The organism is Aeromonas sobria (assembly GCF_050266975.1).
Lineage (GTDB): Bacteria > Pseudomonadota > Gammaproteobacteria > Enterobacterales > Aeromonadaceae > Aeromonas > Aeromonas sobria_B.
Genome location: NZ_JBKISU010000021.1, coordinates 57,734 through 70,069, shown reverse-complemented (window position 1 = coordinate 70,069; position 12,336 = coordinate 57,734). Strand labels below are relative to the sequence as shown.

The window sequence follows — 12,336 nt, the reverse complement described above, 5'->3', positions numbered from 1 at the left end:
TATATGCCTGCGGCGGCGGTGGAGGAGGAGGGGGCGACGATGCCAGCACCCCGAGCCCAGGCTCAGCCAAGACATTGAGCAGCCTCCAGATCACCGCCAGTGACACCGGAGCCAAGGCCCGTGGCGAGGTAGCCCCGGTCGTGCCCATTGGCATAGACAGCCAGTATCAAGCGATTGGTACCTACAGTGACGGTACCACAGAGGATCTCTCCACTGAGGTGAGCTGGGCCAGTTCAGACCCCTCCATCGTGACGGTCGATGAGGCGGGGCTGGCCAAGACCAAAAACGTGGGACAAGCGGTCATCTCCGCCAGCTACCAAGGCATGACGAGTAATGATTCCATGTTCAAGGTAACAGAGGCCATCGCCACCAGGATCCAGATAAGCACCTCCCCTTCCACCCTGGCCAAGGGACTCAAGCAGCAGTTCACCGCCAGGGCCACCTTCTCAGACGGCAGCGTCAAGGATGTCTCGTCCCAGGCCAGCTGGACCAGCAACAAGCCCGAGGTGCTCACGGTCGACAACAAGGGAGAGGCGACGGGCAAGGCCGTCGGTGTCGCCACCGTCACCGCCAGATTGCAGGAGGTGACCGGGCAGATCAGCATCTCGGTCACCAATGCCACCATCAGCAAGATCCAGATCCTCCCCTCGTCCCTGACCCTGGCCAAGGGCATGAATGGCCAGCTGGTCGCCATTGCCCAGCTCAGCGATCAGACCACCCAGGATGTTTCCAACCAGGTCGCCTGGCTCAGCAGCGCCACCAGCGTTGCCACCATCAATAATTTGGGGCTCGTCAGTGCGCTGACCCCCGGAGCCAGCACCCTCTCGGCCAACCTGCTGGGGGTCACGGGCAGCATCAGCCTGACCGTCACCAATGCCACCCTCAATGGCGGCGGCCTGACCATTACCACCCCTCCCCTGGCCCTGGCCGCCGGCCTGACGGCCCAGCTCGCCGCCACGGGCAACTACAGCGATGGCAGCACGGTCGACGTCACCGCCAGCGTCAGCTGGACCAGCAGTGATCACCTCGTTGCCAGCGTGAGCTTGACCGGTCTGGTCAGCGCCGTCGCCCCGGGCACCGCCACCATTACGGGCACCCTGGACGGTGAGAGCACCAGCCTCCAGGTCACAGTCACCAATGCCACCCTCAATGCGGGCGGGCTCACCATCACTGTCCCCCCGCTGATCCTGGCCGTCGGTCTGACCGGACAGCTCAGCGCCAACGGCAGCTACAGCGACGGCAGCAGCCGGGATGTCAGCGCCGACGTCAGCTGGAGCAGCGACGATCCGTCCGTCGCCACTGTCAGCGCCACCGGCCTGGTGACCGCCGTCGCCCAGGGCTCTGCCATCATCACGGGCACCCTGGGCACCGAGAGCACGACCCTGCAGGTCACCGTCACCAACGCCACCCTCAATGCGGGGAGCCTGGCCATCACCACCCCGCCCCTGACCCTGGCCACCGGCCTGACCGGGCAATTGGCGGCCACCGGCAGCTACAGCGATGGCAGCACGGTCAACGTCACTGCCAGTGTCAGCTGGTCCAGCAGCAATACCGCCGTGGCTACAGTGAGTCCCACCGGCCTGATCACTGCCGTCACCCCCGGCACCGCCACCATCACGGGCACCCTGGATGGCCAGACGGCGACCATCTTGGTCACGGTCACCAGCGCCATCCTCAACGGGGGCGGCTTGACCATTACCACCCCGCCCCTGACCCTGGCCGCCGGCCTGACGGCCCAACTCGCGGCCAGAGGCAGCTACAGTGATGGCAGCAGCCGTGATGTCACCACCAACGTCAGCTGGACCAGCAGCAATGGTGCCGTTGCCACCGTCGGCTTGCACACCGGCCTGGTCAGCGCCGTCGCCCCGGGCACCGTCACCATCACGGGGACCCTCGGCGGACAAACCGCCACCATACTGGTCACCGTCACCAATGCCACCCTGGTCAACGATGGCCTGGAACTGAGCACGACAGCCCTACTCAACACCCTGCCCGTCGGCACGACCACCCAGCTGACCGTCAGCGCTACCTTCAGCGATGGCAGCAGCCAGAACGTGACCGCCCTGTCGGCCCCCAACAGCAGCAATACGGGGGTCGCCACCGTCTCCCCCAGCGGGCTCATCACCGCCGTGGCGCCGGGAAGCGCGAGCATCACCGCCAACTACGCAGGGCAGTCTAAGGCACTGACCATCGCGGTCACGTCCACCGTGCTGACCGGTATCCAGCTCACCCCGCCCGTCATCAGCCTGATTGAAGATCTGACCCAGCCCCTGGTGGCCGTCGGTCTGTTCGATAACGGCACCACCTCGGACATCACGGATCTGGTGGCCTGGACGGTCGCCCCGGTCGATGCCGCCCTGGTGAGTGCCGACGGTCTGCTGACGGCCCTGCTGCCCACTGTGGGGGGCACGGTCAAGGCCACCCTGAACGGTATCGACAGCAACCTGGCACAGCTGGATATCGCCTCAGCCACCCTGGATCACCTCGATATCCTGGATGTCCCCGTCAACCTGGTCGCCGGGCTGCTCTCCCAGCTCAGGGTCAATGCCGTCTATAACAACGGTCTGGTGGTGGATGTCACCAGTCAGGCGAACTGGAGCAGCAGCAATCCGCTGGTGGCGACCGTGGTCAATGGTCTGGTCACCAGCCTGTTGCCCGGCTCCGTGACCCTGACGGCCGAAGTAGGGGGGATCAGCAACACTGTCACCCTCAACGTCGGCAATCCCAGCCTGGACAGCCTGACGGTACAGGGGGATCTCAGTGACCTGCCCTTCGGGATCCAGCGTCAGCTGAGGGCCTTCGCCAAATACTCCAACTCGGCGACGCCGGTCGATGTCACCGATCAGGCCCAGTGGAGCAGCAGCCACCCGAGCGTGATCGCCGTTGGCAACCTGTCGAACAAGGGGCGGATAGAGGCCAAGGCCAGCAGCGGCACGGCCACCATCAGCGCCAGCCTCAATGGCATCAACAGCCTGCCGACGGCCCCCATCACGGCGGCCCCCTCTGTGGTCAACACGATGGCCATTGCGGGCGGCAGCTCGGGCACACTGATCGTCGGCACCAGCGTGCAACTCTCCGCCCAGGCCGGCCTGAGCGGCGTGGTCACCCCGCAGGACGTGACCAACCTCACCAGCTGGGTCAGCAGCAACAGCAGCGTATTGACCGTGACCCAGCAAGGCCTGGTCACCGCCGTCGGCCCGGGCGCGGCCACCATCACGGGCACCTACTCCGGCGTCAGTGGCAGCCAGGCATTTACGGTGTCTGCCGCCTCGCTGAGCAGCCTGACGGTGACCTGCACCAAGGGGCTGGTGGTCGAGTTGCTGGGGATCCCGGTCGCCAACCTGATCAGCCTGCAGGCCACGGGTCTGTACAACAACGGCTCGAGCCAGGATCTCACCAACGTGGCGAGCTGGACCCAGGACGGCGCCCCCATCAGCGTCAACCTCGGCTCGACCAGAACCGTGCTGTTGAGCGATACCGTCACCTATGGCGCCAGCAAGGATGGCTTGAGCGGCACCGTGACCGCCCTCGCCGATTGCCTCTAGAGACGCCTAACTCCCCACTCGAAGGGCTCCGCAACGGAGCCCTTTTTCATGGCGCTGGCGCCAAAGCCGTGCCCCATTCCTCTCTTCGGTGCAAGCGTTCAAAAATCCACCGCATCCCGCACCGGGTTCTGGTACAATGCGCGCCCTTAGCGCATGACGCATCCCCGTTTTCTCCGTAAATAGAGTCCTTTTGTGAACAACAGCGAATTTAGCAGCCTCAATCTCTCCCCTGCCCTGCAAGAGAACCTCACCAGCCTGGGTTACCTGCAGATGACCCCGATCCAGGCCCAGAGCCTGCCCCTGGTACTCGAGGGCAAAGACCTGATCGCCAAAGCAAAAACCGGCAGCGGCAAGACCGCCGCCTTTGCCTTGGGTCTGCTCTCCCGCCTCAACGTCAACCGTGTCGACGTGCAGGCCCTGGTGCTCTGCCCGACTCGCGAGCTGGCGGATCAGGTGGCCCAGGAGATCCGTCGTCTGGCCCGCGCCCTGCCGAACGTCAAGCTGGTGACCCTGTGTGGCGGCACCCCGACCGCGCCGCAATCCGCCACCCTGAGCTTCGGTGCCCACATCGCCGTCGGCACCCCGGGTCGCATTCTCAAGCATCTGGAGCAGGGTACCCTGGAGCTCTCCAGCCTGGAGGCGCTAGTGCTGGATGAAGCGGATCGCATGCTGGACATGGGCTTTGGCGAAGACATCAACCGCGTCATCAGCCATGCCCCCGAGCGCCGTCAGACCCTGCTGTTCTCCGCCACCTACCCGGAAGGGATAGCCCAGATGAGCCGCGGTGTGCAGCGCAATCCGGTCGAGGTGAGCGTGGAGTCCCTGCACGAGGGCAGTGCCATCGAACAGAAGCTGTATGAAGTGCCGGCCGGTCAGCGCCTCGACGCCCTCACCTGGCTGCTGAGCCACCATCAGCCGAGCTCCTGCGTGGTGTTCTGCAACACCAAGCGCGCCTGCAACGACGTGGCCGATCACCTGGCCGCCAAGGGTTTCTCGGCCCTGGCGCTGAACGGCGATCTGGAGCAGCGGGAGCGGGATCAGGTGCTGGTGCGCTTCGCCAACGGCAGCGCCACCATACTGGTCGCGACCGACGTGGCCGCCCGGGGCCTCGACATCAAGGAACTGGGCGCCGTCATCAACTACGAGCTGACCTATGACCCTGAAGTGCATGTGCACCGCATCGGCCGTACCGGTCGTGCCGGCCAGCAGGGCCTGGCCCTGAGCCTCTATCAGCCCAACGAAGCCCAACGGGTCAACCTGATCGAGGAGTACCAGCAGGCGCCGATGCCGCTGGGGGATCTCGACACCATAGGCCGTGACATCAAGCCGATCGCACCGCAGATGGTGACCCTCTCCATCGATGCGGGTCGCAAGACCAAGGTGCGGGCCGGTGACATCCTGGGGGCCCTGACCGGCGAAGGTGGCATTGCTGGCGCCGATGTGGGCAAGATCCAGATCTCCGAGCAGTACTCCTACGTGGCGGTCAAGCGTCAGGTGGCGAGCGCCGCCCTCAAGCGGCTGCAAGAAGGCAAAATCAAGGGGCGCAGCTACCGCGCCCGCAAACTGGGCTAAGGTGCTTCACAAGCCCTTAGCCAGACCACAGGCGCCTGACAGGCGCCTGTTTCATATATTTCGATGCCGCCATGCGGCAAGACAGGCACCATGACCCAAGCAATCCAAACCGACGTGAGCTGCCAGAACTGCGAAGCCTGCTGCTGCCGCCTCGAGGTGATGCTCTTTACCGACACCGGCGTGCCGGATCGCTATGTGCTCGACCGGGAAGGGGAGATCCCCGTGATGCGCCGGCTCGACGATGGCTGGTGTGCGGCGCTCGACCGCAACACCATGATGTGCCGCATCTACGAGATGCGACCGCTGATCTGCCGTGAGTTCGAGATGGGCGAGCCAGATTGCGTCGACGAGCGGGACAAGTGGTTTATCAAGCTGGCGTGAGGCCCAGATGCCGCCATCGGCTCACCCCGTGAGGTGCGGCCACTGCATCTGCCGTGAATGCGAGATGGGCGAGCCCGATTGCGTCGACGAGCGGGACAAGTGGTTTATCAAGCTGGCGTGAGGCCCAGATGCCGCCATCGGCTCACCCCGTGAGGTGCGGCCACTGCATCTGCCGTGCATGCGAGATGGGCGAGCCCGACAGCCTCGACGAGCGGGACAAGTGGTTTATCAAGCTGGCGTGAGGCCCAGATGCCGCCATCGGCTCACCTCGTGAGGTGCGGCCACTCATCTGTCGTGAGTGCGAGATGGGTGAACCAGATTGTGTCGACGAGCGGGACAAGTGGTTTATCAAGCTGGGGTGAGGCCGCTCGACTCAGCCCCCAGCTGTTGCTCCAGCCAGCGTAATGCCTCATCGGCCCTTTGCGTGTAATGGATGGCCTTGAACGGCAAGGCACCACACACCTGCTCGGCCAGATAGCGCTTGAAATGACCCGATAGCACCACGGCCAGGTATGCGCAGCCATGGGCGGCGCACCAGGCAAACTGGTTACGAAAATGCGCCAGCACCTCGGGCCCTGCCCCCTCGAAATCGGTGGCATCTTCGAGCACGGCCCAGGCAGCACTGCCCAACCCCTGCACCCTGGCCTGAAAATCGGCCTCATAGGATCTGGCTCCGGCTAGATTGAAGGGCCCCTTCGGCCGACATATCAATATCCGCCCCACCTGTTCCATCTCGAACTGACCATGCACCTGCACCCTGCATCCCTCTCGCGGCTTGTTTCGGTCGCCATTCTGATGATTTTGACACCAAGATGCCAGCCGTGCGGTGCCCGCGCCTTTCTCATCCATCAGCGGCCCTGGCTGCCGCGCTTTGTAACATTGCAGTTAACAAAACCCTGCTGCTATGATGCGCACGCCAAACCTTCCACCAGCCATAAGGTTCATCCTCTTCCCCAGGAGTGTCGTGTGAATAATAAGGATATCAGTCGTTATCAGAGAATATGGCGTTGGCACTTCTATGCCGGTCTGTTCGTGGCCCCCTTCCTGATCCTGCTCTCCCTGACCGGGATCATCTATCTGTTTCAGCCCCAGCTCGATCGCCTCATGTATGCCGAGCTGCAGACCGTCACCCCTGGCCAGCAGCGCATGGATGCCGACTTCCTGGTCAACAAGGCTCACGGCTCCCTGCCCGGCAGCGAGATAGTGAAATACATCCCCGCCCCGGCGCCGGATCGCAGCGATCAGCTGGTGGTGCGCCATCAGGGCCAGGAGTTGACCCTCTTCATCGACCCCATCCGCGGCACCCTGCTCGGCAGCCAGGACAATCGCTACAACCTGCAGGCCATGGCGCGCGCCCTGCACGCCGACCTCATGCTGGGCACCACAGGGGATCGACTGATCGAGCTCGCCGCCGGCTGGGGCCTGGTGCTGGTCGGCACGGGTCTCTATCTGTGGTGGCCCCGCAAGGGGCCCGGCATGCAGGGGCTGCGCTGGCCGAGGCGGGATCAGAAGGGCCGCCTCTGGTGGCGCGACATGCACGCCGTGGTCGGCTTCTGGGGCGCCGGCTTCCTCATACTGCTGCTGCTGACCGGCATGACCTGGACCGGTTTTTGGGGGGACAAGTTCGCCGGGGTCTGGAACCGCTTCCCGGCCCAGATGTGGAACCAGGTCCCCACCTCCACCCCGCTCACCCGCACCCTGAATCACGCCCATGAACAGACGGTGCCCTGGGCGGTGGAAACCCTGCCCATGCCGGAATCCGCGACCCATGACCACAGTGCCATGGGCCATGCCGCCGCCCCGGCCGAACCCGGCCGCATCAGCTGGCAACAGGTGGTGGCAACCGCCTCCGGTCGCCAGGTGCAACCCGGTTACAGCATCACGCCGCCAGCGGGATCCAGAGGGGTATTCACCCTCTCTGTCTTTGCCGACGACCCGCGCAACGATGCCACCCTGCACCTGGATCAATACAGCGGCAAGGTGCTGGCCGATGTGCGCTGGCAGGATTACGGCCCGGTCGCCAAGGCGGTCGAGACCGGCGTCATGCTGCACATGGGCAAGATGTACGGCTGGCCCCATCAGCTCGCCATGCTGCTCATCTGCCTGATGATCTTGCTGAGCTCGGTCAGCGGCCTCTGGATCTGGTGGCGTCGTCGTCCGGCGGGTCGCCTCGGGGTGCCTCCCCTGCCCAGTCCGCTGCCCTCCCTGCGCGGCGCCCTGGTGCTGCTGATCCTGCTTGGCCTCGCCTTCCCCCTGGTCGGCGCTTCCATGCTGGGGATCTGGCTGCTCGACAGCCTGCTGCTCACCCGCCTGGGCGCGCCCCTGGCGCGGCTGAGGTAAACCGGCTGCCATCAAAAAGGGCCCCATTGGGGCCCTTTTTCTGTTCACAGCAAGGCTCGGCTACTCCAGCCGCAGCAGGCGCCCGGTGAGGGGCGGCAGATCTACCGTCAAGCTGCTGCCCCCCATGGCCAGGCGCTCGCCGCTCTGCAGATCCACCAAGACACTGCCGCTGCGCAGCTTGGCCAGAGGCAGGCTGTAGCTCTGGGGCGTGGTGGAGACGTTGAGCAGGTAGACGATTTGCTCGCCCGCCGTCTGCTTGATGTCGCCATAGACGCTGCCCTCGGCCACCAGCTTGACTCGCTCCCCCTGATAGAGAGCCGGGTGCTTGGCGCGCAGGGCCAGCAAGTCGCTCAGCCACTGCCTGAGTTCGGCCTGCTCGCTGCTCGGCACGAAGCCGGTGACACCGGGCACCTTGCCATCGCTGCGGGCCACGTGATCGTCGCACAGACCCTGGGCCGCACAGTCGCCGCTCACCTGGGCAGCAAAGCCCGGCACCTCGTCGCCAAACTCCTCGCCGTAGTAGAGGGTGATGGGGCCGGAGCGGGCCGCCAGGAAGCTGAAGGCCGCCTTGTGGCGCTGCCAGTAGTCCGCGGGATTGAAGTTGCCGCGCTCCAGCAGATCGCCGAAGCGCACCAGGTCGTGATTGCCCAGCATCAGGTTGGGCATGGCGTGATTGGGGTAGTTCTCCAGCTTGTTCCAGCTGGCGTCGAGCACGCCGGCCCCCTGGCCGCCCTTGCCGGACTCCTCCACCGCCAGCGCCTGCACCAGGCCATAGCGCAGCGGGAAGTCGAACGCCGAGGCGAGCGCCGGGTTGTCGCTGCTGCCATAGGCCTGGGCGCGGATCTCGTCGGCCCCCTTCCACACCTCGCCAACCAGGTAGCCGAGGGTGCCCCACTGCTGGCCGGCGGCCTTGCGCGCCGCGCTGGCCTGCTCCACCTCGGTGCGGATGGCGCGCCAGTCATCCAGCCCCAGCTGATAAGCCTGATCGAGGCGCCAGCCGTCGATGCCGACCTGCTCTATCCAGTAGCGGGCCACCTCCTTGAAGTAGGCCAGGCTCTCGGGCTGGTCGTAATCCACCAGCTGGCCCGGGTAGCCGGCGCCGCCGCTCTTGAGGGCAGGCAGCCGGCCCTCGGGGGAGGGCTTGCTCACTCCCACCCTGTTGACGTGGCCGAACACGCCGTCGAGGAAGACGTAGAGGCCGCGCTGGTGGGCCGCGTCCACCAGCTGTTTGAGCCGGGCGTTGCTGCCGAAGTGGGGGTCCACGTTGAAAAAATCGCAGGCGAAGTAGCCGGTGGCATCCAGCCTGTCGTCCCCGCCTTGCCCCGCGCAGGAGTCGAACACCGGGGTGAGCCAGATGGCATTGACGTTGAGGCTCTTGATGTGATCCAGGCTGTCGATGATCCCTTGCAGATCGCCGTTGTGCCGGGAGGGGCCGTAGCCGACGCCGTAGTCGGCGCTGCCGTCGCCATCGACGAAGGACTCCACCATCACCTGATAGGTGCGCAGGTTGCAGGCGGGCTGGTCATCGCCATGGCAGGCGCGGCTGGCGGTGGTCGGCAACGGGTTGGTGACGGGGGGCTGGGGCTCGCCGCCGGATCCCCCGCCGCCACACGCCGACAGTAACAGGGCGGCCCCGATCAGGCCGCCACGACGCAACGTTCCATGTTTCATTGTTATCTTCCCGCTGTGGTGAGATTGGCGCAAAATGCGCCACCCTGGGGCCATGATAGCGGCCTCGCCAGAGCGGGTCTGTGACTGAAAACGTTACCTGACTCAAGGCGTTAGCCTGCTACACTCAGCCTGGACTGCGATCGGGGAAGGCCTCGCGCTCGTCGATGGGCTTGATCAGGTGGTAGACCTCATGGGCCGACAGGGTGCAGCCAGAGGGCCACTCCAGCTGGTGACGGCGATTGATGAAGACCCGGGCACAGCGCCGATCCGTATCCAGCGCCGCGAACAGGGGCTGGCTGCGCCAGTGGGTGAGATCCAGCACCCCGGTGGTGCCGTCTGACAGCACCACGAACAGGCGCCCGCCCTGCACGTACTCCACATCGATGAAGACCGGCATCCTTCGGCTCCGATTGAGAAAATTCGGCGCCATTATAGGCAGGCCCCCCTCCTCGCTGTACAGGCGGGATCACAGTTTTCCCAGTCGTTTATGCTGCCCGCCATCCCTGGCCGCCAGGCGCGACAAACCGATGCTCAGGGCAAAAGATCCATTTAAATGACAAGGACACGCAACCTTTCCCCTTTCCCCATGTCTTACCAACGACAATAAAATAATGCCTGAGGAAACAGGCATATACAGACTCATATCAGGAATCCAAATGAACCAGCTCAAACGATGGCTCGGCCCTTTCTGGCCGTTTGCCTGTTTTTCCTTGCTCGCCCTCTGTCTGTTCAGTCTCTCCCGCCTCGGCCTTGCCCTCTGGCAGGCGGATCGCGTCAGCGCGGTCGATGGTTGGGGCACCATAGTGCTGCAGGGGCTCAGGGTCGACTTCGCCACCCTCTGCTGGGTGTGGGGCATTCCCGCCATGTTCACCATGCTGCTGGCCGGCCCCCACGGCGCGGGCCGGGCCTGGCTCTCCCTGATGCGAGTCTGGCTGACCCTGAGCCTCTGGCTCATGGTGTTTCTGGAGATCTCCACCCCGGCTTTCATCACCGAATACGGGGTCAGGCCCAACCGTCTCTACATCGAATACCTCATCTATCCGAAGGAGGTGCTCTCCATGCTGTGGACGGGCCGCAAGGGCGAACTGCTGCTGGCGGTCCTGGTCAGCCTGTTGACCCTCTGGGGTGGCTGGCGTCTGTCGGGGCGCCTGCTCCGCGGGCTGTCGCTGCCGCGCTGGACGCTGCGCCCGGCGTTTGCCCTCTTGATCCTGGCCATCGGTTTTCTCGGCGCCCGCTCCAGTCTGGGGCACAGGGCCCTCAACCCCGCCATGGTCGCCTTCGCCGACGATCCCCTGGTCAATGCCCTGACGGTGAACTCCTCCTACTCCCTGTTCTTTGCCATCAAGCAGCTCGGCAACGAGGAAGATGCCGCCAGCATGTATGGCACCCTGCCGGATGAGCGGGTCATCGAGATAGTCCGGGCCGAGAGCGGTCGTCCCGCGGCCGCCTTCGACTCGGTCAGCCTGCCGAGCCAGAGCTTCAACCCCGCCAGCCATCAGGGCAAGCCGAAAAATCTGGTGATCCTGCTGCAAGAGAGCCTGGGGGCCCAGTTCGTCGGCTCCCTCGGCGGCCTGCCCCTCACCCCCAACATAGATGCCCTGTCCCGGCAGGGCTGGGCGTTCGAGCGGCTCTATGCCACCGGCACCCGCTCGGTGCGCGGCATAGAGGCGGTCGTCACCGGCTTTACCCCGACCCCGGCCCAGGCCGTGGTCAAGCTTGGCAAGAGCCAGACCAACTTCTTCACCCTGGCGGACCTGCTCAAGCAGCGCGGCTACAGCACCAGCTTCATCTATGGCGGCGAGAGTCACTTCGACAACATGCGCAGCTTCTTCCTCGGCAACGGCTTCAGTCAGATAGTCGAGCAGAAGGACTTCAAGGATCCGGTGTTCGAGGGATCCTGGGGCGCCTCCGACGAGGATCTGATGGCCAAGGCCAACGACACCTTCGAGGCGCTGCACAAGGAGGGCAAACCCTTCTTCAGCCTGGTGTTCAGCTCCAGCAACCATGATCCGTTCGAGTTCCCGGATGATCGCATCGAACTGTACGAGCAGCCCAAGGCGACCCGCAACAACGCCGCCAAGTATGCCGACTATGCCATCGGCGAGTTCTTCAGGCAGGCCAAGCAATCCGAATACTGGCAAGACACCCTCTTTCTGGTCATCGCCGATCACGACAGCCGGGTCGGGGGCGCCAGCCTGGTGCCCATCCCCCGCTTCCATATCCCCGGGGTCATAGTGGGGGACGGCATAGCGCCGAAACAGGACAGGCGCATCGTCAGCCAGATCGACATGACGCCGACCCTGCTCTCCCTGATGGGCATAAGCGCCAGCTACCCCATGCTGGGCCAGGATCTGACCCGCACACCGGACGACTGGCCCGGACGCGCCATCATGCAGTACGACAAGAACTTCGCCCTGATGCGGGGCAAGGATGTGGTGATACTGCAACCCGAGCAGGCGGCCGAAGGCTTCGTCTATGACGCGACCGCCCAGACCCTGCGGCCGGCCCCCCAGTCAGATGCCATGAAGGAGCAGGCGCTGGGGCTGGCGCTGTGGGGGAGCATGGCCTACCAGCAGGGGCTCTATCGCACCGCCGACCCCGCCGATGCCGCCGCCAACCAGCAGGGGGGCCATAGCACCGCCGACCCCGCCGAGACAGCAACCAACCAGCAGGGGAATCATCGCACCGCCGACACCACAGAGACCGCCGCCAACCAGCAGGGGGGCCATCGCTCCCCAGAAGACGCCGATACCGCCGTCAGATAGTGCCCGCCATGCACCATGAAAAAACCCGCCAACAGGCGGGTTTTTTCATGGTCTTCGGGGCG

General features: G+C 64.9%; 7 protein-coding genes and 2 pseudogenes. 6 read left to right on the top strand and 3 right to left on the bottom strand.

Going from position 1 to position 12,336, the window contains the following annotated elements; all coding sequences use genetic code 11:
• The first annotated feature begins 74 nt into the window (after positions 1 to 74).
• The 4 genes and pseudogenes from ACLHZ1_RS13250 to ACLHZ1_RS13235 form a co-directional block, all read left to right on the top strand.
• Entirely contained in the window at positions 75 to 3,545 is a 3,471-nt protein-coding gene (locus ACLHZ1_RS13250; RefSeq protein ID WP_427262464.1) for a beta strand repeat-containing protein, read from the top strand.
• 192 nt (positions 3,546 to 3,737) lie between these two features.
• Positions 3,738 to 5,117: an ATP-dependent RNA helicase DbpA gene (gene dbpA, locus ACLHZ1_RS13245; RefSeq protein WP_427262463.1), complete on the top strand. Its 1,380-nt coding sequence runs from the start codon at positions 3,738 to 3,740 to the stop codon at positions 5,115 to 5,117.
• 90 nt (positions 5,118 to 5,207) lie between these two features.
• Positions 5,208 to 5,498, top strand: coding sequence for a YkgJ family cysteine cluster protein (locus ACLHZ1_RS13240; protein ID WP_427262462.1), 291 nt, complete (start codon positions 5,208 to 5,210; stop codon positions 5,496 to 5,498).
• Between the two features lie 272 nt (positions 5,499 to 5,770).
• Positions 5,771 to 5,860, top strand: a pseudogene (locus tag ACLHZ1_RS13235) (YkgJ family cysteine cluster protein); the annotation flags it as partial.
• Here ACLHZ1_RS13235 and ACLHZ1_RS13230 read toward each other — a convergent pair.
• On the bottom strand, positions 5,847 to 6,230 hold the full coding sequence (locus tag ACLHZ1_RS13230; protein ID WP_427262481.1) for a hypothetical protein: 384 nt from the start codon (positions 6,228 to 6,230) through the stop codon (positions 5,847 to 5,849). The pseudogene ACLHZ1_RS13235 and the gene ACLHZ1_RS13230 overlap by 14 nt on opposite strands.
• Before the next feature lie 234 nt (positions 6,231 to 6,464).
• On the opposite strand from ACLHZ1_RS13230, the gene ACLHZ1_RS13225 reads away from it, so the two are divergent.
• Entirely contained in the window at positions 6,465 to 7,838 is a 1,374-nt protein-coding gene (locus tag ACLHZ1_RS13225) for a PepSY-associated TM helix domain-containing protein (RefSeq protein WP_427262461.1), read from the top strand.
• A 60-nt stretch (positions 7,839 to 7,898) separates the two neighbouring features.
• Here ACLHZ1_RS13225 and ACLHZ1_RS13220 read toward each other — a convergent pair whose 3' ends face one another.
• Both ACLHZ1_RS13220 and ACLHZ1_RS13215 read right to left on the bottom strand, forming a co-directional pair.
• Positions 7,899 to 9,509, bottom strand: coding sequence for an alpha-amylase family glycosyl hydrolase (locus ACLHZ1_RS13220; RefSeq protein WP_427262460.1), 1,611 nt, complete (start codon positions 9,507 to 9,509; stop codon positions 7,899 to 7,901).
• A 124-nt stretch (positions 9,510 to 9,633) separates the two neighbouring features.
• A complete protein-coding gene (locus ACLHZ1_RS13215; protein WP_427262459.1) occupies positions 9,634 to 9,906 on the bottom strand; it encodes a DUF2442 domain-containing protein in 273 nt (90 codons plus the stop codon).
• A 259-nt stretch (positions 9,907 to 10,165) separates the two neighbouring features.
• Here ACLHZ1_RS13215 and ACLHZ1_RS13210 point away from each other — a divergent pair.
• Positions 10,166 to 12,127 (top strand): annotated as a pseudogene (locus ACLHZ1_RS13210) (LTA synthase family protein); the annotation flags it as partial.
• Positions 12,128 to 12,336: the final 209 nt, after the last annotated feature.